This window comes from Mesomycoplasma lagogenitalium, assembly GCF_029854295.1.
Taxonomy (GTDB): Bacteria; Bacillota_I; Bacilli_A; order Mycoplasmatales; family Metamycoplasmataceae; genus Mesomycoplasma_A; species Mesomycoplasma_A lagogenitalium.
In genome coordinates, this window is record NZ_CP122979.1 from 196,289 (window position 1) to 220,315 (window position 24,027).

Annotated in this window: 16 protein-coding genes and 4 tRNA genes; all 20 read left to right on the forward strand. The window is 27.6% G+C overall.

Annotation, left to right across the window (positions count from 1 at the left end; genetic code table 4):
• The 20 genes from QEG99_RS00885 to lpdA all read left to right on the forward strand — a co-directional run bounded on the left by QEG99_RS00885 (window position 1) and on the right by lpdA (window position 23,946).
• A tRNA-Ser gene (locus tag QEG99_RS00885) sits at window positions 1-91 on the forward strand.
• Window positions 92-162: 71 nt separating this feature from the next.
• Window positions 163-238 (forward strand) — tRNA-Met (locus tag QEG99_RS00890).
• Between the two features lies 1 nt (window position 239).
• Window positions 240-315, forward strand: a tRNA-Asp gene (locus QEG99_RS00895).
• A gap of 1 nt (window position 316) precedes the next feature.
• Window positions 317-392: transfer RNA gene (locus tag QEG99_RS00900), tRNA-Phe, on the forward strand.
• A 55-nt stretch (window positions 393-447) separates the two neighbouring features.
• The gene (locus tag QEG99_RS00905; protein ID WP_280102129.1) at window positions 448-1,278 is read left to right on the forward strand and encodes a MurR/RpiR family transcriptional regulator; all 831 of its coding nucleotides are present in this window, start codon (window positions 448-450) and stop codon (window positions 1,276-1,278) included.
• 87 nt (window positions 1,279-1,365) lie between these two features.
• Window positions 1,366-3,372, forward strand: a complete 2,007-nt coding sequence (locus QEG99_RS00910; RefSeq protein WP_280102130.1) for a PTS fructose transporter subunit IIABC — start codon at window positions 1,366-1,368, stop codon at window positions 3,370-3,372.
• Window positions 3,359-3,655 (forward strand): hypothetical protein, encoded by a 297-nt coding sequence (locus QEG99_RS00915; RefSeq protein WP_280102131.1) that lies wholly within the window; start codon window positions 3,359-3,361, stop codon window positions 3,653-3,655. Before QEG99_RS00910 ends, QEG99_RS00915 begins: the two co-directional genes overlap by 14 nt.
• A 1-nt stretch (window position 3,656) precedes the next feature.
• Window positions 3,657-4,577 (forward strand): type I phosphomannose isomerase catalytic subunit, encoded by a 921-nt coding sequence (locus QEG99_RS00920; protein ID WP_280102132.1) that lies wholly within the window; start codon window positions 3,657-3,659, stop codon window positions 4,575-4,577.
• Between the two features lie 107 nt (window positions 4,578-4,684).
• On the forward strand, window positions 4,685-6,613 hold the full coding sequence (gene parE / locus QEG99_RS00925; protein ID WP_280102133.1) for a DNA topoisomerase IV subunit B: 1,929 nt from the start codon (window positions 4,685-4,687) through the stop codon (window positions 6,611-6,613).
• 1 nt (window position 6,614) lies between these two features.
• On the forward strand, window positions 6,615-9,257 hold the full coding sequence (gene parC / locus QEG99_RS00930; RefSeq protein WP_280102134.1) for a DNA topoisomerase IV subunit A: 2,643 nt from the start codon (window positions 6,615-6,617) through the stop codon (window positions 9,255-9,257).
• 263 nt (window positions 9,258-9,520) lie between these two features.
• The gene (locus tag QEG99_RS00935; RefSeq protein WP_280102135.1) at window positions 9,521-12,589 is read left to right on the forward strand and encodes an OppA family ABC transporter substrate-binding lipoprotein; all 3,069 of its coding nucleotides are present in this window, start codon (window positions 9,521-9,523) and stop codon (window positions 12,587-12,589) included.
• Entirely contained in the window at window positions 12,582-13,679 is a 1,098-nt protein-coding gene (locus QEG99_RS00940) for an ABC transporter permease (RefSeq protein WP_280102136.1), read from the forward strand. Before QEG99_RS00935 ends, QEG99_RS00940 begins: the two co-directional genes overlap by 8 nt.
• On the forward strand, window positions 13,666-14,853 hold the full coding sequence (locus QEG99_RS00945; RefSeq protein WP_280102137.1) for an ABC transporter permease: 1,188 nt from the start codon (window positions 13,666-13,668) through the stop codon (window positions 14,851-14,853). The genes QEG99_RS00940 and QEG99_RS00945 overlap by 14 nt, the downstream gene beginning before the upstream one ends.
• Before the next feature lie 2 nt (window positions 14,854-14,855).
• Window positions 14,856-15,917: an ABC transporter ATP-binding protein gene (locus QEG99_RS00950; protein ID WP_280102138.1), complete on the forward strand. Its 1,062-nt coding sequence runs from the start codon at window positions 14,856-14,858 to the stop codon at window positions 15,915-15,917.
• Window positions 15,910-18,279, forward strand: a complete 2,370-nt coding sequence (locus tag QEG99_RS00955) for an ATP-binding cassette domain-containing protein (protein WP_280102139.1) — start codon at window positions 15,910-15,912, stop codon at window positions 18,277-18,279. The genes QEG99_RS00950 and QEG99_RS00955 overlap by 8 nt, the downstream gene beginning before the upstream one ends.
• Window positions 18,269-18,691, forward strand: a complete 423-nt coding sequence (locus QEG99_RS00960) for a DUF3899 domain-containing protein (RefSeq protein ID WP_280102140.1) — start codon at window positions 18,269-18,271, stop codon at window positions 18,689-18,691. The genes QEG99_RS00955 and QEG99_RS00960 overlap by 11 nt, the downstream gene beginning before the upstream one ends.
• A 383-nt stretch (window positions 18,692-19,074) precedes the next feature.
• Complete coding sequence (gene pdhA / locus QEG99_RS00965) at window positions 19,075-20,175, forward strand: pyruvate dehydrogenase (acetyl-transferring) E1 component subunit alpha (RefSeq protein WP_280102141.1); 1,101 nt, start codon at window positions 19,075-19,077, stop codon at window positions 20,173-20,175.
• Entirely contained in the window at window positions 20,175-21,176 is a 1,002-nt protein-coding gene (locus QEG99_RS00970) for an alpha-ketoacid dehydrogenase subunit beta (RefSeq protein ID WP_280102142.1), read from the forward strand. The genes pdhA and QEG99_RS00970 overlap by 1 nt, the downstream gene beginning before the upstream one ends.
• A gap of 18 nt (window positions 21,177-21,194) precedes the next feature.
• Window positions 21,195-22,094, forward strand: coding sequence for a 2-oxo acid dehydrogenase subunit E2 (locus QEG99_RS00975; RefSeq protein ID WP_280102143.1), 900 nt, complete (start codon window positions 21,195-21,197; stop codon window positions 22,092-22,094).
• Between the two features lies 1 nt (window position 22,095).
• Entirely contained in the window at window positions 22,096-23,946 is a 1,851-nt protein-coding gene (gene lpdA, locus QEG99_RS00980; RefSeq protein WP_280102144.1) for a dihydrolipoyl dehydrogenase, read from the forward strand.
• The last annotated feature ends 81 nt before the right edge of the window (window positions 23,947-24,027 follow it).

Sequence of the window (24,027 nt, forward strand, 5' to 3'; positions counted from 1 at the left end):
GGGCAATTACCCAAGAGGCTGAAGGGACTAGTCTTGAAAACTAGCAGGGGCTTCACCGCCCGCGGGGGTTCAAATCCCTCATTGCCCGCCATTATTGTTGATAAGGTAATAACTTAAAAACAATTCTTATTTAAAATATGTTGCTAATAACAACATTCACATAGCGGAGTGGAGCAGTTGGTAGCTCGTCGGGCTCATAACCCGAAGGTCATAGGTTCGAGTCCTATCTCCGCAACCATGGTTCAGTGGTAAAGTGGTTAATACGTCTCCCTGTCACGGAGAAGATCGCGGGTTCGATCCCCGTCTGGACCGCCATGGCTCTGTAGCTCAGTAGGTAGAGCAACGGATTGAAGCTCCGTGTGTCACTGGTTCGATTCCTGTCGGAGCCACCATTTCAATATATGACCTATCACCGAATGGTGATTTTTTTATTTTTAAAAGGAAGTTATGGATAAAATATTTTTTAATAAAGAAATAATTGAAAAATTAACTAATACAGAAAAAATGATAGTTAATTATGCAGAAAAAAACCCTGAAAAATTTTATAATTTTTCTATCAAACAATTAGCGAGCAATGTTTCTACATCAATTTCAGTTATTTCAAAATTAACAAAAAAATTAGGATTTAAATCGCTAAAAGATATGCAATTTTTTATTTTTCATAATTATTTAAATTTAAGTAAAACAATTAAAGATGAAAAAAATCGCACTAGCGAGATTTTAAGTAAGTTATTTATTCAATATAAAGAATCTATCTATCAAACTGCACATCTAGTCGATTTTAATAAAATCGATTTATTAGTTTTGAAAATGATTGATGCTGAAAAAATATTTATTTATGGAGTGGGTTCTTCATATCTTTCATCATACGAACTTTCAATTAATTTACAAAAAATTGGAATCAATGCAGTATCTTTTAATGATTTTCACTCTTTTTTATTAATTTCCTCACAACAAAAAGATAAAAAAACATTAATAATATTGTTTTCTAAATCTTGTCAAACAAAAGAAATTCGTTTTATAATCGATTTATTTGAAAAGGAAAAAACCGACTTTTTCATTATAACAGCCAATAAAATGATTAATGAAAAATATTCTAATACTATTTTGTATTATACAATCGAACAAAGTAAACGTTTTGTATCGATTTCTTCAAAAATAAATCAGCAATTTATTGCGGATATTTTATTTTTATTAATTCAATCAAAAAAAATTAATAATTTTGATAAACAATATATTGATAATTTAAAAATTTTAGATAAATGAAATGGAAAATAATTTTCCATATTTATAAAATAAAGGGAAACTATTTGATAATTTCCCTTTATTATTATTCTCTTTTTTATAATATAAATAGGAGGAAAAATGGAAATATTTAATAAAAATAATATCTTTATTAATCAAAAATTAAAAGATAAACAAGAAATTTTTGAATTTATTTCTCAAAAAGCATTAGATATGAAAATTACAACTAATAAAAAATTAGTTTATGATGCTTTAATGAATAGAGAAAAAGAAGTTTCTACTGGCATGGAAAAAGGTTTTGCTATACCTCATTGCCAATCTTCTGCCGTAAGCAAGCCGACATTGTTTTATATAAAACTTGCTTCAGAAATTGAGTGAGAAACATTTGATAATTCAAAAGTTCAATATGTTTTTTCGATTTTAATTCCTGAAAAAAATCAAAACAACATTCATTTAGAAACATTATCTAAAATTTCAACAATGTTAGTTAATGATTTAACAATTCAGAAGTTAAAAAAATCAGTTTCAGTTGATGAAATTTTATTGATTGTTCAATCATATTTAAACGAGAAAAAACAGGTTGAACAAATGAAGAAAACAAGAGGAAAAGTTGTCGGAATCACTTCCTGTACAGTAGGAATAGCTCATACATATATGGCTGCTGAAAAATTAGAAAATCAGCTAAAATCTATGGGATATGAAACCAAAATTGAAACTAGAGGTTCTGTTGGAGTTAAAAATAAATTATCAAAAAAAGACATTGATGAAGCAGATTTTGTAATCATTGCCACAGATATGACAATCGATTTACACAAATTCGATAATAAAAAACTTTTAAAAACTTCAACAAAAGCAGCAATTCACAATACAGAAGAAATTGTTAAAAAAGCACAGATAGCACCGGTTTATAAAAATGTATCCACTAAAAAAGAAGATAGTGATTCTTCATCGGAAAAAAAGGGCATTTTAAAACATATTATCGGTGGAATTTCTTATATGATTCCTTATGTAATTTTTGGTGGAATTATGATAGCGCTTTCGTTGGGGCTAGGAAAAAGTATTTATGGAAGTAGTTCATCAGCACCAAGAGGCGATTTTCTTTGATGAATTGAACAGATTGGTGTTGTCTCCTTTAACTTAATGATTGGAGTATTGGGAGCATATATTGCCTTTTCAATTGCAGGAAGAGCAGCATTAATGCCTGCATTTGTTGTCTCAACTGTCGCCAATATGAATTCATTATTTTTCAATATCGGCGGAATTGAATCTAAAACTCCATTAGGATTTGTGGGAGCAATTTTATTTGGGTTATTAATCGGATATACAGTTAAATGAATTTCATCATTTAAAATTCAAAAGTCAATTAGTGCAGCTGTACCGATGTTCATAATTCCAATTGGTGTAACATTATTTTACTCATTAATAGTTGTATTTATCATTGGAGCACCAGTGGCATTTGTAATGGGTAAATTCATTTCTTGATTACAATCAATTTTTAATACAGATTCAAATGTTGGATTAGGAGTTGCTTTTTTAGTTGGGGCACTATTGGGTGGAATGGCAGGATTTGATATGGGAGGTCCAATTAATAAAGTTGCCTTTTTAACATCAACTGCCTTAGTATCATCAAAAATTTTTGAACCGATGGGAATGGTAGCAGCAGCAATTCCTGTAGCACCATTAGGAATGGGATTTGCTACTATTATTTTTAGAAAAAAATTTACTGAGCAAGAAAAAACATTAGGTGCTTCTGCTTTATTTATGGGATTTATTGGAATAAGCGAGGGAGCAATTCCATTTGCTGTTGCTGATCCAAAAAGAGTTATTACAGCTAATGTTATTGGTTCGTCAGCTGCGGGAGCAATAGCAGGATTGTTAAGTGTAACTAATGCAGCGGCTCACGGAGGTCCAATTGTTGCCATTTTAGGAGCTGTTGGTTCTAAAACTCACGGAACTGCATTAGGTATTTTATTCTTTTTCATTGCTGTAGTAGTGGGGACAACAATTACTACTTTAATTTATGGTTTTTGAAAAGGTAAAGAAACCAAAAGTATTAATATTCCTTTTGTAAATCAACTAAAAAATAAGTTAAATTTAAAAAAAGGAGCAAAAAATGAAAAAAAATAAAAATCTTATTATTTTGTCAGTCATTCTTGCTTTTGCTTTTATCTTTTTAATTATCGGAATTACTCTAACAGTTTTAGGATCAAGCGATTATTCTTTATTTATTGATTTTAATAAATCATTATCAAATCCGTCTAATGCAAATGTAGATAATTTAAATAACTCAATCGATGCACTTGATTTATCCAAATTTATTTATGGAATATTTTCTTTAATAATGTTTGTTTTATTAGGAATTTTAGGACTTTTATTTGCAAATTCACATTTTAATAAAAAATTAAAATAATATGAAAGATTTAGTATTTTTAAAACCGTATTTAAAAGAAACAATTTGAGCTAATGATAATTTAAAAAAAATTTTTAAAACAAAGAAAAATATTGGTGAAGCTTGATTAATTTCAGCTGTTCCAGGGTGTGAAAGTATTGTAATAGAAACAGGTGAAACTTTAAGTCAGTTTTATAAAAATAACCGTTCTTTTTTTGGTTATAAAAAGAATAAAAAGAGATTAAAATATCCAAATTTAGTCAAATTCATCGATGCTAAAGAGCCACTAAGTATTCAAGTTCATCCTAATAATGAATATGCTAAACAATTTAATTCTATTGGAAAAGATGAATGATGATATGTATTAAAAAATGAAAACGATCCTTTTATTTTAGGAACAAATTTAAAAACTAAAGCAGAATTACAAAAAGCAATAGAAAATAATACAATTGAAAATTATTTAAACAAATTTCAATTAAAAGTCGGCGATTATGTTTATATTAAAGCCGGACTAATTCATGCAATTCCAAAAAATACAATGGTATTTGAAATGCAACAAAATAGCGATATAACATATAGAATTTATGATTATAATCGAACAGATGAAAAAGGAAATAAAAGAGAATTACATCTTAATGATGCTTTAAATGTAGTAGATTTAAATGCTAAAATATCAATTAAAAACAATATTACTCATAAAGATTTTTTAGGAGCGGATACAGGTATTTTTCTTTCAAAAATTTTTCATGAAAAAACAGATATCTCAATACTTTTTAAAGACGATTTTTGAAAAGAAATTATCATTTTAGAAGGAAAAGGAATTATTAACGATTTACCTTTTAAAAAAGGTGATGCAATTTTAGCTTCAAAAAGAATTAAAGAATTAAAATTTGAAAGTAAAAATGTTAAATTTTTAATAAATTGAGTTCAAGATCTTTATTAAAATTTTGAATCAGCAATCTATCGGTTGCTGATTTTTATAATATTTAAAATTAAATTTTAAAAAGTTTTTATTTATTTAAAATTGTAAAAAAATGTAAAATTAATTATATGAATTATGATGCAAGTAGTTTAAAAGTCCTTAAAGGACTTGAGGGTGTAAGAAAACGTCCTGGAATGTATATAGGATCAACTGATGTAAATGGATTACATCATTTGGTTTGAGAAATATTTGATAATGCAGTTGATGAATGTTTAGCGGGATATGCTAAAAAAATTGAAGTAACATTAAAAAAAGACGGTTCTATAATTGTAGAAGATGATGGAAGAGGAATTCCGATTGATAAACACTCTAGCGGTTTATCTGGTGTGGAATTAGTTTTTACTGAATTACATGCTGGAGGAAAATTTTCTGAAGGAGCTTATAAAACTTCAGGTGGGCTTCATGGTGTTGGTTCTTCTGTTGTTAATGCTTTATCTAAGCATTTAGTAGTTAATGTTTTTAAAAATGGAAATAATTATGAAACTGTTTTTGAAAACGGTGGTTCAATTAAAAGTAGAACTAAAATAATTGCAACTACTTCTAAAAAAGGAACAAAAGTGCATTTTATGCCCGATTATGAAATTTTTAAAAAATCTAAATTTTCATTTGAAACCATTAGTGAACGTTTAAGAGAATCTTCTTTTTTATTAAAAAATGTCGTTATTAAAGTTAATGATGAAAATACTAGTCAAAGCGAAGAATTTAAGCACGAAAATGGAATAAAAGCATTTATTGAATTTATTAATGATTCAAAAGTTGCGGTTAATAAGGAAATAGCAACTTTTGCTGATAATAAAAATAAAATCGAAGTTGAATTCGGTTTTCAATATACTGATAGTTATTCAGAATCGATTATTTCATTTGTTAATAATGTTAAAACAAAAGACGGCGGAACACACGAAAGTGCTGCCAAAAGTGCATTTACCAAAGTTTTTAATGATTATGCACAAGAAAAAAATATTTTAAAAGGAAAAAATAATGGTTTTGACGGTTCAGATATAAGAGAAGGTTTAACATTGGTTTTATCACTAAAAATTCCTGAATCTATTTTAGAGTTTGTCGGACAAACAAAAGACAAACTAGGAACACCTGAAGCAAAAAATATTGTTGAAGAAGTTGTTTCTAGGGAATTAAAATTTTGAATTAATGAAAATAAAGATCAAACTACTAAAATTTTAGACAAAATTAAAAGATCATATGATGCAAGAAATGCAGCAAGATTGGCTCGAGCAGAAGTTAGAAAAACAAAAAGTGCTTTAAATGAAAAGAAAATTCTGTCAGGAAAATTAACTCCTGCTCAAAGCAAAAAGCCAGAGGAAAAAGAAATCTTTTTAGTCGAGGGAGATTCAGCTGGTGGTAGTGCTAAATTAGGAAGAGATAAAAAGACACAAGCAGTTTTACCTTTAAGAGGAAAAGTGATTAATGCTGAAAAATCAAAATTAGTTGATATTTTAAGTAATGAAGAAATAGCATCAATTATTAATACAATCGGAGCTGGAATTGGCTCAGATTTTAATGTTAAAAATTCTCAGTACGGAAAAATTATTATAATGACTGACGCCGATACTGATGGAGCACACATTCAAATTTTATTATTAACTTTCTTTTTCAGATATATGAAAGATTTAATTAAAAACGGAATGGTTTATATTGCTCAACCACCACTTTATAAAATTTCTAGAAAAAATAAAAACGAAGTTTTATATGCCTGAACAGATGAAGAATTAAAAGAGATATTAAAAGAAAAGCCTAATTCAGAAATTCAAAGATATAAAGGTCTTGGAGAGATGAATGCTGAACAATTATGAGAAACAACAATGGATCCACAAACACGAACATTAATTCAAGTTTCAATTGAAGATGTTGCAATTGTAGAGCGGAGAGTTTCAATATTAATGGGAGATAAAATTGAATTAAGAAAAGAGTGAATTAATAAAAATGTTGATTTTTCTCTTGAAGATGATTTTGATATAAATATAAATAAAGGAGCTGATTAATATGGGAAAATTTACAGAAAAATTTATCTCTAAATCACTAGAAATTGTTTTATCAGATCGTTTTGGAAGATACTCTAAATACATAATTCAACAAAGAGCATTACCAGATGCTCGTGATGGACTCAAGCCGGTACAAAGAAGAATTTTATATTCAATGTGAGAATTAGGTCTAAAAAATGATAAGCCATTTAAAAAATCAGCTAGAGTAGTCGGAGATGTTATTGGTAAGTATCACCCTCATGGTGATTCTTCAATTTATGAAGCGATGGTAAGAATGGCACAAGAATGAAAAATGGGAGTACCATTAATTGAAATGCACGGTAATAAAGGGTCAATAGATGATGATCCAGCCGCTGCTATGAGATATACTGAAACTAGATTAGAATCTATAACTAATTTAATGCTAGAATCAATTGATAAAAAAACAGTTTCTTTTGCTCCTAATTTTGATGATTCAGAAACTGAACCAACTGTTTTACCGTCATTAATACCTAATTTATTAATTAACGGCGCCAAAGGAATAGCATCAGGATTTGCTACGGAAATTCCACCACATAATTTAGGCGAAGTTTTAGATGCAACGATTGCAAAAGTAAAAAATCCTGGAATTGAATTTCGTAAATTAGCAGAAATTGTTAAAGGTCCAGATTTTCCTACCGGTGGTACTATTTACGGAAGAGACGGAATTTTAGAAGCATTTGAAAGAGGGAAAGGGCGATTAATTTTAGTTTCTAAATACAAAATTATCGATGAAAAAAATAAAAAATCAATTGAAATTTATGAAATTCCTTTTGGAGTTGTTAAATCCAAGTTAGTTAAGGATATTGACGAAATAAGAATTGATAAAAAAATTAGTGGAATTAAAGAAGTGATTGATCAATCTGATAGAAACGGTGTTTCAATCTTAATTGAATTAGAAAATGATGCAAAAGTTAATACAATTTTAAATTATCTTTTGCAAAAAACAGAAATGCAAATTTACTATTCTTATAATTCAATTGCTATTAAAAATAATGCTCCTAAATTAATGTCATTAAATGATATGATCGAATCTTATTTAAGCCATATTAAAGATTTTAAAACTAAAGAACTAAAATATGATTTAGAAAAAGATGAAAGAAAATTAGAAATCACATTAGCTTTAATAAAGGCAGGGGATATTACAGAGGAAATTATTAAAATAATTAGAAATTCAGATAATTCTAAAAAGGGTGTAATTGAAGCATTGATGAATAATTTCAATTTTAGTGAAATTCAGGCGACCGCTATTGCTGAAATGAGATTATACCGTTTATCAAGAATTGATCAAAATTTATATATTAGCGAAAAACAAATGTTAGAAGACAGAATCGCCTTAAATAAAAAAATATTGAGTGATGAAAAAGAATTTAATAATTATTTAATAAATATTTTTAAAGAAATTAAAAAAACTTATGCAACTGAAAGAAAAACTGAAATTGTTGATTCAGAATTTAAAATTGAAATTAATCAAGAAGAACTAATTAAAAATGAACAATTTTACATCGGTCTTTCTAAAGATGGATATTTAAAAAAATTTTCTTTAAGAGTTTATGAATCTAACGATTTAAGCACTTATTCTTTAAAAGAACAAGATCCTTTGATTTTTTTAGACAAAGTAGAATCTGTCAATAAATTATTGATTTTTACTAATTTAGGAAATTATATTTATTTACCAATTCATAAAATTGAAGATTCAAAGTGAAAAGACTTTGGAATTCATTTAAATAACTTTGTTTCTTTAAAAAGCACAGAAAAAATTGTTAGTGCAATTTTAGTAAAAGATTTTAATGTTAAAAATTATGTGGTTTTAATATCTTCGCAGGGAATTGGCAAAAAAGTTTTAATTAAGGATTTTGAAGTTTCAAGATTTAATAAAACATTAACTGCTATTAAATTAAAAAATAAAGATGATTATTTAATTAATGCTAAATTAAGTAATAATTATAAAGACATTTTAATTATTAATTCCGAAGGGAAGGCTGTTAAATATAGTGAAATTGAAATTCCAATTTATAATACAAATTCTTCTGGTGTTAAATTAATATCTTTAGCAAAAGACGTTTTAGTTGAAGCGTTTGAATTAATAGAAAATGATCAAGAATTAATTTTATTTACAAGAAAATCACAATTTAAAAAAATAAAAACAAATAATATAGGTTTTGCTAATAAAAATACCCAGGGTAAAAAGATTTTTGCCCAAAATAAAATTAATAAATTTCAAATTATCGATGCTATTGCAATTAATGAATTGCAACTAGATTTAGCTGTTTTTGATATTGATAATAAAATTAATTTATTAAATACACAAGTTGTTAATATTTCAAGTTTAGAAGAGGGATTTGGTAATAGTAAAAACAAAAATTCCTATTTTGTAAGTAACTTAAAATTACAAGTAGTAGGAACTGAAAATTCTTCAATAAACTCTTTAACAAACGATGAAAATGAAAATTTTGATAGTTCATCAGTTTCAAAAGATGAAAACAACACTGAAACAAAGCATGAAAAAGAGAAAAATTTTAAGTTTGAAAGAGAAAAGAAAATCTTAAAAACTGCAGAGGAAAAATTAAAGAGTTTAGATGATTTAGATATTGATAGTTTAATAAAAAAATTTAAAGATTTATAAAAAATAGTGTATAATTTACAAAATTACAAATTAAGGAGTTATATGAAATTATCGTTTACGAATTATGCGATGATTATTAAGATGTTTGTTTTCTGCGAAAACAAATATGTTTTAGCTTAATTTCTAAGATGATAATTATCATAAAAATATACAATTTATTTTATAATTAATAATTTAAAATCTCTTATGAAATTAAGCCAATTAATTTTATGAGAGATTTTTTTATCAAATTTGTAATTTTTAATTATAAGGAAAGGAAAAAAATGACAAAAAAGAAAAAAATGCTTTTCGGTTTAGGATTGCCATTAATTTTAGGTTCTGGTATTTCGTTTTTAATATCTTGTTCAGAAATTGAACCGGCATATAAAAGACAAGAAATAACAACTGTAGTTAATGCTCCATCTTCAAATTATAAAAAGTTTGCTACAGATTTTACAACAAGTATTTCTGGAATTACAATTGATGATGCATACTTTACATCAGCACAATTATTTTCTACAGTTCGTTTAAATGAACCAGTTTTTAAAAAGGTGAATAAAGCTGTTATTTCTAGTACTGACGGAGCTAAAGAAGTTGAATATGCTATTGAAACACCGACATTCCAATATGATGCTCTTGCATTGGCTGAAAAAGTTATTTTAACTGTAAATGAAGATAAGCAACTAGAAAATGGCGAAACTTTAACAAAGGGAACATATGTTTTTGATAATGATAAGCACGAAGTTACTCCTGATTTAACTAATAATGTTAAAACTATTGTTAATTTAAAATCCAATGATAAAAGATCAATTAATAGCAACTTTTTTAATGCAGTTTTAGCAAATGCTAATAAAATGCAAATTGCAATTAAAAAAGACATTCCTTGAGTAAAAAGTAACGGTGAAAAAAGTAAATATAATGTTATTCCACAAGATTTTTTCTACGGTTGAAATAGAAAGTTATTATATTCTGCTAGTTATAGATATAAAAACGGATCATCCAAAACAATAGATGAAAATCATATTAGAGATCTTTCGTTAGGTACAGCATCAATATTTGAATCTTCTAACGAAGTTCATAATGATTATTTATTTAAAGTTTTTGGAGTTGATAAAGAAAAATTTAAAAATGAATCTGAATTTTTAACTAAATATGAAGGTGGAGGAGATGATTTAGCACTAACATTTGATAGTGTAAAAAATTTAAAACCTTCATTTGGAGATTTATATTCTAAAATTATTAAAAATTCAACATATTTTACTCCTGTTTCTAAGCAATTTATTGATGATAGAAATGCTGAAAATGCTAAAAAAACTAATGATGTTAATAAGGGATTATATGGTGAAACTGGCGATTCATTAAAATATGGATATTATTGATATTCAATGGATTATGATAACGATGCTTTATATGCTTCTCCATATCTACCTAATTTAATTTCTAATGAAAGAAAAGTGTATATTAGAAACCCTTATTATAGTGAAACAGGTTGAAAAGATAAAGAAAAAAATGCTGTTTTAAAAGTTACATATAAATATTCACAATATGCAGATCAAGTGCAATTTAATAACTCAATGTATAGAAATTATTTAGAAGGATCACTTTCGTTTTTAAGTTGAGATTCATTAACAGATTCGCAAAAAACTGAACTTTTAAATGATCCATCGCAAATTCATTTAAGAATTTCACCTGACAAAAATGCTGTTAAAAATGACATGTGAAAAACATTAATTCCAGGTGCTAAAGATGCCTTTAAAGATTTTGATGATTTAAATGGTGGAAAAGTTTCTCCTAAATACTATTTTAATGATAATTATGCAAAATTAATGTATGGAAAAACTTTAGATGAATTATCGAAAGGAACTGCAGTAGTTGGAGATCATCCTTTTAAAGGATTGGCGCTTGCTTTTAGAACTACAATCGATAATGCATGAAATTACTATAGTTTTACTAAGGAAATAACTCCTCAGCTAGAACCATGAATTTCCATTTTAGGACCAGATAATTTAATTGGTGGTTCAGATCTAAAAGGAGAAACTGCAAGACAAAATTCTGCTGAATTAAATAAAACATTTGCTTTAGATTCTAATGGTAATATTTTCTATACAAAAGACATAGAACAACAAAATAAAATTTATGTAGAAAATTTAGCAAGTAAAGAACAGCAATTTAAAGGACCTGAATTTAAAAAACTTCAAGATGAAATGAAAAAAATTCTAGATGAATTTTATCAAAAAGAAAATCTAGATGCATCTAAAGATAAAATTGAGTTTGAATTAAACTGAAGATATACAAATTTACCTGATAAAGATAAGCAAGCATTAGACGCTGTAGTAAAAACAATTAACAGTTTAGATAGTAGACTAAATGTAACTGTAATGAAAGATAAAAAAGACTTTTGAGCAGGTTATGCTTACGGATTTTCATACAATTCAACTAGTTCATGATCATATGATTATGATGGAGCAGGAACAGCAATTGACGGTTCTGCTTACACTAGAGCTGGGGGATTTTATTTAGCAATGAGTGTTTTTGCTAATTTAAAAGACGACGATCCGCTTGTAAAATCATTTCCAGAATTTGTAAAATATTCCAAAGCAGCAAAAGCGTTTTTAGCTAAAATGGAAACTGAAAATTCTGAATTTGCAAGTTCATGAAAACCATTTGATAAATGAATTGAAGCACCAAATGCTTATGATGGTGATTATCAAGATATTTTCTATGAATATGAATATGAAACAGAAGCTGATGGAATTACACCAAAAGAAGTAGATAAAAATGGTAGAGCTACTCCAAAAGGTGGCAAAAAAGTTTATAAATTTGAAGGTGAAGGATTAAATAAAAAACCTGTTTGATCTCAAGATTATAAATGAGTAAAAAACAATACAACTGGTAAATGAGAAAAAGAAATACAAACTAGAAAAATTACTGGACAAAGTTTATTACATATGTGAGTTTCGATCGTTTTATTTAATGATAGTCAAACAAATAAAAATTTTAAAGATGAAACACTAGAACAAACATTTATGGAAAATGGTAAAGAAGTTAAAAAAGTATTTAGTCATGCAAAAAATAAATGAGTAAATGCTGAAAAACCAATGCAATTTTCAGAAGCTATGTCGATTTTTAACCTTCAATATCAAAATCAAATTACTCAAAATCAACTTATTGAATTAGCAAAAGAAATTAAAGTAATATCTGGAGTAACACCGCAACGAGCTAACTCAACAGTTTCTTCAAAACCAGCTATTGCAATTTGAAATAAAAACATTATGAGACCACTTACAGAAGAGGCGTTTGTTCCATATGGTGATATTTTAATAAAAAATGAAAAAGGGGGAGAGAGTGTTTAGATATTTTCTAAAAAGATTAGCATTAGCAATTATTACATTTTTAATAATTTTATTTGTAGTTTATGTAATTCAATCAAGTTTTGGAAAACACCCTTTTACAGAAGCTCAACTTGCGCAAGTTTCTGAAAGACTTTCTCCTAATTCCGAAACTAAAATTGATCCTTTAGAATTTTATGGATTTACTAAAGATCCCGTTTCAAGATTTTTTATTTGATTTAAAGACTTTTTCTTTTTAGGTAATCCTGGAGTAATTTACAGTGATACTTCTGAATATAGTCAAAATATTCCTAAATTATTTTTTGAACCGTTAAAATGAACATTTGCTGTCTCAATTCCTGCATTTTTATTAAGTGTAATATTGGGAATAACATTAGGTGTTATTTCTGCATATAAAAGAGGTAAATGACAAGATACATCAATTGCTACATTTGTTACAATCTTTGTAGCATTACCATCTTTTGTTATTGCGCCATTTATTATTTTAATAACTTCAGCAATGGGTCTTCCTTTTGAATTTAAAGATCCAAGAGATGTTAATGGTTGACTAACAGCAATATCTTTAATTAGTCCAATTTTAGTATTTACATTATCATCTTTAGCTGGATATACAATTTTTGTTAGAAATCAAGTTGTAACTGTTTTAACTTCTAACCAAGTTTTAATAGCTAAAGCAAAAGGGCTATCAAAATGAAATATTTTTAGAAAACATGTTTTAAGAAATGCATCTGTTATTTTAGTAGGATCTTTATTATTTTCCTATTTATCATTACTATCAGGAAGTATTGTTCTTGAAAGATTTTTCAGAATTCCTGGATCATCAACAATCATTGTTAGCTATACTGAAAGAGGAGAAATTAATGTAATTATGTTCTCGCTAGTATTTTTTACAGGACTATCAATGTTAACAAGTATTTTTGCAGATATGTCATATGCTTGAATGGATCCGAGAATTAGAATTGCAAATTCTGATAATTCTAAAAATTACTTTAATTTATTTAAAAAATCAAGATTGAGAAATAAAAACTATAAATTACTACTTAAAAATGCTAATAATCAAGAAATGGAGGTAGAAGAAAATGAGCAACTTTAATGAGCAGAAATTTGAAAATAAATATAAATTTTCTGAAGCTGATAAGCAACTTTTAGTTTTTTCTAAAGCTAATAAAGATATAATTTCAAGTCAAGTTACTGGAAAACCTTCTAAACTATTTTTTGATGTTGTTAAAAGATTTTTTAAAAACAAAGTAGCTGTTTTTTCATTAGTAATTTTACTTGCTATAATTTTAACAGCAGTAATTTCATGAGCGGTTTCGCCTAATCAAACTGACAAACCAATTTCAAGTGCTTCATCTGTTTTGGTTAATGAATTAAGACCGAGTTTCCAAGGTGAAATTGAATATTCAATTTCTACCGAAATTTTGGATAAAATTTTAAAAACAAATCCTACATTAATTAAAAATACACCAGTTAATATTGCTCCAGATACTTGGATGATTAAAGCCAATCCTTATGAGATATTAACCGAATTATCAAAACCAGAAAATGCAAAACCTGGAGATGTTGTTAAACCAATTGTTGCATTTATGGGAACAGATAGTTATGGTAGAGATATTTGATTAAGAGCTTGAGTTGGTACATTAAATGCATTAGGTGTTGCTTTTTCAATTGCAATTATTGAAACATTTATCGGAGTTGTAATTGGATCATATTTAGGATTTCATGTTGGTAAAAAAGTCGATACTTGAGGAGTACGTTTAATTGAAATATTTAGCTCCATTCCTTGAGTAATTATCTTTATTATTTTAATTGGAATATTTGGAACAAGTTGATTTTCAATTATCTGAATTTTCGCAATTACAGGTTGAACTGGAGCAGCTAGTTCAACAAGACAATTTACAATAATTGTTAAAGATGAAGAATATATTTATGCTTCTCAAGCAATTGGAGCATCAAAATTAAGATTAATTTTTACACACATTTTACCTGCAACAGCTGGAAAATTAGCAAATAGTTTTGTTTTAAGAATAACAGCCGGAATTCAAGCGGTTGCTGCAGTAGCATTTTTAGGATTTTTAAAAGAAGGAGTTGATTCAACACCTAATTTAGGATTATTAATAACCAACTCTGCAACTTTAATTAATCAAAATCCTTGAGCGCTAGTTTTCCCATCATTAATTTTATTAGTATTATCATTGTCATTAAGATTTATCGCTTTAGGATTCCACGATGCTTTAGATCCTAAAATTATCAAGAAAGGAGCTTAAAAATGGAAACAAACAATAAAGACGAAATTCTTTTGCTAGTTAAAAATTTAAGAGTTTCTTTCAAAGAAGGAAGAAAGAAAATTATTAACATTGTTCGTGGGATTGATCTAAAAATTAAAAAAGGGCAAATTGTTGGTTTAGTAGGCGAATCTGGTTCGGGAAAAACAGTTACTTCTAAATCGCTTTTAGGAATAAATGAATTTGCAAATGTTCAAAGTGATGTAATGGAAATTTCTGGAATTGATATTTCTAATTATAAAAAAGATAAACAATGACAGCAAATTAGAGGTAAAAAAATTGGATACATTCCTCAAGATCCACTAACTGCTTTAAATCCAACTAGAACTATTGGAAAACAATTATTAGATGTTTTACATAAAGATCCAAGATTTAAAACTAAAGAAGAAAAAATTAATTATTTAATTGAACTGCTTGAATCGTTTGGAATTCGTGATGCTAAAGAAAAATTCAATGCTTATCCTCATACATTTAGTGGAGGAATGAAACAGAGAGTTGTAATTGCGATGGTAGTAGCAATGCAACCTGAATTGATTATTGCCGACGAACCAACAACAGCTTTAGATCCAACTGTACAAGCATCGGTATTAGCATTATTTAATGATATTAGAAATAAATACGGAATTTCTTTAATATTTATTTCACACAACATTTCAGTTATTGCTAAATTCTGTGATTATATATATGTTTTATATGCTGGAAAAGTTGTTGAAAAGGGAACGAGGGCTGATATTTTTACCGATCCAAAACACCCTTATACATGAGCATTAATTAGTGCAATTCCCGAAGAGAAAAATCAAAAATTATTTAATATCAAAGGAACTCCTCCAGATATGGCAAATTTACCTGCAGGTGATCCATTTGCTCCAAGAAATGAATATGCTTTAGAAATTGATTTTGAAAAAGAACCACCATTAATAGATGTTTCTGAAACTCATGCAGCAGCAACTTGATTATTACACCCAGATGCTCCTAAAGTTGAATTAACTGAACAGTTAAAATCCAGATTAGAATTATTTAGAAAGGTTTTTGAAAAAGATGAATAAAAATAGTGAAAAAACAATTTTAAATGTCAAAAATTTAAAGAAATACTTTTACAGTAAAAAAGGAATTGTTCAGGCTGTAGATAAAGTTAATTTTAAACTTTATGAAGGAGAAGTTTTAGGTTTAATAGGTGAATCTGGTTCTGGTAAAACCACAGTTGGTCGTTCGTTAATTAGACTTTATGACAATTACAATGGTCAAGTTAGCTTATTAGATAAAATCATTTCTGGTAAAAAAGTTTCTAAATCTAAAAATAGATTTATGAGAAAAAATATGCAAATGATTTTTCAAGATCCGCATGCATCATTAAATGGACAAAAAAATGTATATTCAATTTTAAAAGAACCACTTAAAGTTAATAATATTATTAAAGATAAAATGAAAGATACTTTTAGTGATTTTTCAACAATTATTAAGAACTTTCATTATTCATTTTTAAGAAAATATAAAGAACAAAAATTGATGAATCAATTTAGTATTATTAATGAAGCTAATGAATATTTTAAAGAATGAGAAACTCACTTTGATGATTTTCAAGATTTTGATTTAATGTTTGAAAATAATAGTTATGAAGATATTTTTAATTCATACTTTTCATATTTAAATAAAAGACAATTTCACGAATCAAAAGCGATTAATGAAATTTATCAAGGAGCAAGTACTTTATATAACTACTATTTTGAAAAGCAACAAGAATACCGTGATGGTAATTTATCATTTGATGAATTGGCATTAAGAGAATCTGAAAGAGGATTAAAAGAAGCCGAATTACTAACTAAAAATTCTCGCGCTAATGTTGCATTAAAAAAACAGATAGCAGAACTTGAAAGTAAATTAAAAGAATTTTTAGAACTATCAAAAGAAAAACATATTAACTCACAAAATTATGTTAAAAGTTATATTTTTGAATATAAATCTGAAGAATTATTAAATAAAAATGAAGCATTAAAAACTGAAGATTTTAAAAATTATTCTTTTTTCATGAAAAGAAGATATGTTAATAAAATCACTAAACAATTTTTAAAAAATAAATCAAATAAATTGAGTTTAAGCGAAAATGTTTTTTATTGACTAACTTTAGAAGAAATTGATCAAATGATTAATGAATTTAATGAATTTAACAAATTTATTATTGAAAAATATGAAAATAAATTTGTAAAAATTGCTAATGACAATAATGAAAGTTGAAAAAACAAAAAACAAATGTATGAAGAACTTTTAGCCGAATATGCTGAAATGGATCTTTCTAAATACATTGAAATTGCTCATTCAAGAAAAGAAAAATATCAAGAGCAAAAAACTACATTAGAAAATGAAATTAAAAATTTAAAATCACAAATATCAAGAAAAAAAGAAATTTTAAAAATTGATGAGATGAAATTAAATTTAGCAAAATTAATTCATCAAAAAAATGAACATGTTTTCCAACATGAATTAGATAAATATATTAGCGAATTTAAAAAATGAGAAATTGATATTGATGAAAAAATAGAAAACGGAAATATTTTAATTCAAGAAATTTCAGCAAGACAATTAATATTAGATCAAAAATTTAAAGAAGTACATTTAAACTTTTTAAAATGATATGAGCAAAAATTAACTGCTGATGGTTTAAATAAAAAACAAGTTAAAAAAGAGTTAAAAATTTACGAACAAAAAGTTAGCGAAAAAGAAGAAATTCTTAAAAGTTTTAAATTAGAAACCAAAATTTTAAATAAAATTTACTATCAAATTATGTTCTTACTAGGTCTTCATAAAAAAACTAGAATTTTCAAAGCGAAGAAAAAAGTTAAAAAAGTTATGTATGACCAAGCAATTTATAATGCACTAGAAGAAGTTGGATTATTAAAGCAATTTGCTTATCGTTATCCACATGAATTTTCAGGGGGTCAAAGACAAAGAATTGTTATCGCTCGTGCTTTAATAAGCCAACCAAAAATTATTATTGCCGATGAACCAATTGCTTCACTAGATATTTCTATTCAAGCACAAATAGTTAATTTATTAAAAAGTTTAATTGATAAAAAAGGAATTGGAATGATTTTTATCGCTCACGATTTATCAATGGTTGAATACATTGCTGATAACATCATTATTATGCACTTAGGAAAAATTGTGGAAAGAGGAAAAACTCACGAAATTTATTCCAATCCAAAACATCCTTATACAATTAACTTATTTAAATCAATTCCAAAAATGTCCAATGCTAACGAGCCATTTGAGGCATCTTCATTTGAATTAAATTATTTAAGTGAACAAAAATTCCCTAATCAAGTAATAGAAAAATTAGTTGGCGATTCACAAAGTCACAAAGTGTATGGAACTGAAAAACAACTAGAACAATGACTTGAAAATGAAAAATAAACTTTTATTTTTTTGAAAAAACCGAATAATAGGTAATATAAGAAAAATTGACTGAATTTATTTAGGAATATGAACAGTAGTTTTTATTATTTTATTTTGTTTAATGACTTTTGCATTTAACAAATTAATTTGATCCACATCACTATTTACTGTTGGTTTTTTAATTCTTGCTCTGGTAATTTTAACTTTAGTTATAAAATGAGGACTATTTGATATTTATAGTCGCGGAATTAGAAATTGAAGTATTAAACGCGAAAATAAAATGCGTAAAGAAAACCGCTTACCAGAAAAAGAATTATGAACGGCACAATCATATGCTCAAAAACGCAGCCAAAGTTCTTATTTTACTGTTTTTGTTGGTTTTATTTTTGCATTAATATTAATAATAATTAGTGCTCCATTTGTTTTTTAAAACAAAATAAATAAAAAAATTAAATAGTCAAAAATATTTTATTTAAATGATTATTTAATTTTTTTATTTTCTTTTTTTTCAAATAAATAGTTGCTTTAATTAAAGTGCTAAATTTTAATTTTTGCTTGTTTATTATAATTTCAATTACAATATTATCAATTTTTAGCTTTCATACTGAAATATTAAATAAAATTGAAAAATGCAAAAAATAAATTAATTTAAGTAAGTTATTAAAAAAATAGTGATAATTTGTTTTTTCATTATCTATATTAATTTTCAGTAAAAAACTATTATTTTTAGGTTTTTTCAATTTTTAAATAAATTTTATTTTTTAAAAGTAGTATAATAAAAAATATATATTTTAAATAAAACAAGGAGTAACAATGGAATATAAATTTGTTAAAGCGGGAAAAGTTATGTTTTCTAAAGATGAAATTGTTCGTTTTTTAGACATTGATGGAAAACTAATTAATCCTAAAAATGATACTAAATTAACAAAAGAAGAATTACTTAAAGCATATAAAGTAATGGTTTTATCTAGACAACAAGATACTTATATGACACAATTACAAAGACAAGGTAGAATGCTTACTTTTGCGCCTAATTTTGGGGAAGAAGCATTACAAGTTGCTTCTGCTATGGCTTTAGAAAAAGATGATTGATTTACTGCAACATTTAGAACAAATGCAGTTATGTTATATATGGGAATGCCGGTAAAAAACCAATTATTATACTGAAATGGAAATGAAAAGGGAAATATGACACCAGAAGGTATTAATTTACTTCCAGTTAATATTCCAATAGCAACCCAATGTTCTCATGCGGCGGGACTTGCATATGCTATTAAATTAACAGGTAAAAAAGCTGTTGCAATGTCATATGTAGGAAATGGTGGAACTGCTGAAGGTGAATTTTATGAAGCTATGAATACAGCGGGAATTTGAAAATGACCAGCAGTATTTTGTGTAAATAATAATCAATGATCAATTTCTACACCAGAACATTTAGAAACAGGTTCAGAAACAATCGCTGCTAAAGCTGCTGCAGCTGGAATTCCAGGAGTTAGAGTTGATGGAAATGATTTATTAGCTTCATATGCCGTGGTAAAAGAAGCTGTTGAATATTCTAGAGCAGGAAATGGTCCGGTTTTAGTTGAGTTTATGTCGTGAAGACAGGGACCACATACAACCAGCGATAATCCAAGAGTTTATAGAACTGTTGAAATGGAACAAGAGCAAGAAAAATGAGAACCAATGCATAGAATTGAAAATTATTTATATTCAAAAAAATATTTAACAGAAGCAGAAAAAACAAAAATTTGAGAAGATGCATTAGCTCAAGTTAAAGAAGCTTACAATGAATCATTAAAAGAATTAGATGTGGATATAAATGAAATATTTGATCATACATATGCTGAATTAACACCTGAATTAAAAGAACAAAAAGCTGAAGCATTGGCTTATTATTCAAAGGAGAATAAATAATGGAAGATAAAAAAATAGCATTAAATAATATCGGTGCAGTAACAAATGCAATTGATTTAATGATGGAAAAAGATCCTAAAGTTGTTTTATGAGGTCAAGATGCTGGATTTGAAGGTGGTGTATTTAGAGCAACTGAAGGATTACAAAAAAAACACGGTGTTGAAAGAGTTTGAGATGCTCCTATAGCAGAAGCATCGATGATGGGAATTGGAGTTGGGGCTGCAATTTTCGGGTTAAAACCAATTGTAGAAATGCAATTTCAAGGATTTGCTTATCCAGCTTTTCAACAATTAATGACTCATGCTGCTAGATATAGAAACAGAACAAGAGGAAGATTTACCGTTCCATTAGTATTGAGAATGCCAATGGCTGGTGGAGTTCGTGCTTTAGAACACCATTCAGAAGCAATTGAAGCAATGTTCGCTCATGTTCCAGGATTAAAAGTTGTTATGCCTTCTACCCCTTATGATACAAAAGGTTTATTAATTTCAGCAATTAACGATCCAGATCCAGTTGTGTTTTTAGAACCAAAAAAAATCTATCGTTCATTTAAACAAGAAATTCCTGCTGGAATTTATGAAGTTCCAATTGGAAAAGCTAATGTACTAGTCGAAGGAAATGATATTACTGTGGTAACATACGGTGCTCAAGTTCACGATTGTTTAAAAGCATTGCAAGAATTAAGACAAACTAACCCAGAAATTAGCATTGAATTAATTGATTTAAGAACAATTAAACCTCTTGATGTGGAAACAATTGTAAATTCAGTTAAAAAAACAGGAAGACTTTTAGTAGTTCATGAAGCTGTTAAATCATTTTCTGTATCAGCAGAAATTATTACAGTAGTTAATGAAAAAGCTTTTGAATATTTAAAAGCCCCATTATCAAGATTGACAGGATATGATATTACAGTTCCGCTAGCACGTGGAGAGGGATATCATGCAATTGATGATAAAAAAGTTGTTGCTAAAATTAAAGAAGTAATGGCATTTAAATTTTAGTAAATAGAAAGGAAAAATATGAACAAAATAGTTTCAACTCCATTAGCAAGAGCATTAGCTGCAAAAATGGGAATTGATATAAATTTAGTTAAAGGTACAGGACCGTTTGGAAGAATTTTAAAAGATGATGTTTTATCTTTTAAACCAGAAGCATCACAATCTTCTGTTAAAAAAGAAAGTTCTGAAACTGTGCAAAAAGTTAAGCCTGTTGCTTCACTTGAAGCTAAAAGAGAAAAAATTACGCCAATTAGAAAAGCGATTGCTAGAGCAATGATTAATTCTAGAGATTCTGTTGCTTATTTTAGTTTAGTTAATGAAATAGATATGAGTAAATTATGAGATTTAAGAAAATCAATTGTTGATGATGTTCTATCAGCAACAGGTGTTAAATTAACATTTTTACCATACATCGCCAAAGCGATTTTAATAGCTTTAAAAGAATTTCCAGTTTTAGCGGCTAAATATGATGAAGCAGCTGGAGAGATTGTTTATCCTGAAACATTAAATTTAGGAATTGCAGTTGATACAGAAGCAGGATTAATGGTTCCAGTTGTTAAAGATGCTCAAAATTCAAATATTGTTGAATTAGCAAAAGAAATTAATAGATTAGCATTAGCCGCTAGAGATAAAAAAATTAAACCAAATGAAATGAGTGGTGGTTCATTTACAATTACCAATTATGGTTCAGTTGGAGCATTATTTGGAACTCCAGTTATCAATTATCCTGAATTAGCAATTGCTGGAGTGGGAGCAATTGTTGATCGTCCAGTTGTTAAAAATGGAGCAATTGTACCAGGAAAAGTTATGAATCTAACAGTTTCAGCCGATCATAGATGAATTGATGGAGCTACAGTTGGAAGATTTGCAAATAGAGTAAAACAATTACTGGAAAAACCAGAAATTTTAGGAGTATTTTAAAATGCATAAATTTAAATTTGCTGATATAGGTGAAGGACTACATGAAGGAGTAGTTGCCGAAATTTATAAAAAAGAAGGGGATATGGTTAATGAAGGTGATTCTTTATTTTCTGTTGAAACAGATAAAGTTACATCTGACATCCCATCTCCTGCAACAGGAAAAATCGTAAAAGTTTTAATGAAAGAAGGGGACACCATTCATGTTGGTCAAGAAATTTACCACATTGATGATGGAAGTTCTAATTATGAACCAGAAGCTCCAGTAGAAACTAAAAAAGAAGCAACATCTAGTGAAGGCGGGGCTTCAGTTGTTGGTGAAGTTAAAGTTTCAAACGAATTATTTGATTTATCTGCCTTTACTAAACCAGCTACTAAAGTCGAAGTTAAACAAGAAAGTTCTAAACCAGCAGTTGAGCAAACTGTTTCTGAAAAACAATCAAAAGAAAAAGGTAAAGCTTATGCCGGAAAAATCGAAGAAGATTTTGATTTAATAGTTATCGGTTCAGGACCTGGTGGATATTTAGCAGCTGAAGAAGCGGGAGCATCAGGATTAAAAACTTTAATAATTGAAAGAGAATTTTGAGGTGGAGTTTGTTTAAATGTTGGATGTATTCCAACTAAGGCGTTATTAAAAACAACTGAAGTATTACACTCAGTTAAACACGCTCATGAATATGGAGTTATTGGTAAACTAGATGCAAAAATTGATTGAACAAAAATGCATGCTAGAAAAACAGAGGTAGTTTCTAAATTAACTTCTGGTGTACAATCATTAATGAGAATGAATAAAGTTAAAACAATTTTTGGAGAAGCAAAATTTGTTGGTTCTCATGAAGTTGAAGTTGATTCGAAAGTATATAGAGCAAAAAATGTTATTATTGCTACTGGATCAAGTGATAGAAAAATCCCATTACCAGGATTTGAAAAAGGATATCAAGAAGGAAAATTAATCACTTCAAAGGAAGCGATTAATTTAGAAAAACAACCTAAATCATTAACCATTATTGGTGGAGGAGTTATCGGGGTTGAATTCGCTCAAGTTTTTGCTTCTGCAGGAACAAAAGTAACCATTATTCAAAATTTACCAACAGTTTTAGGGATGTTAGATAAAGACATTATCAAACAAGTTACATCTGATTTATTAGAATTAGGAGTAAATTTAATTACTAATGCTAACACAACTAAATATGAAAAAGGTAAAATTTACTATGAAGTTGATGGAAAAGAGGATTCAGTTAAATCTGATTTAGTATTAGTTTCTGTTGGAAGAGTACCAGAATCACTAGGTTTAGAAGAAGTTGGAATTAAACTTGGAGATAGAAAACAATTGTTAGTTGATGAATATTGTGAAACAAATGTTGAAGGAGTTTATGGAATTGGAGACGTTGTTGGACAAGCAATGCTAGCACACGTCGCTTACAGACATGCTGTAGTTGCTGTTTCTAATATTTTAAATAGAAAAGTAAAATACTCTTCAAAAACAGTTCCAGCATGCATTTACACACACCCAGAAATTGCTGTCGTAGGAATTACTGAAGAGCAAGCGAAAGCTGAAAAAAGAGATTTTATTGTTGCAAAACATCAATTTAGTTTTGTTGGAAAAGCATTAGCGGCTCACGAATCAAAAGGATTTGCTAAATTCATTATTGATAAAGAATTTGGAGAAATTATCGGTTGCCACATTATCGGTGGTGCAGCAACTGATTTAATTTCTGAAGTTGTTTTAGCAATGGATTTAGAATCAACAATTTATGATATTGCTTCAACTATTCACCCTCACCCAACATTCAGTGAAGTTTTATGAGAAGCGGCAAGAAACGCAGTTCATCAATTAAATAAAATTAAAAACTAATTTTAAATAAAGAAAATCGCTAAAATGGCGATTTTTTTTAATTGAATTTGTTCTTTTTATATAATATTTCAAAAAAATAAA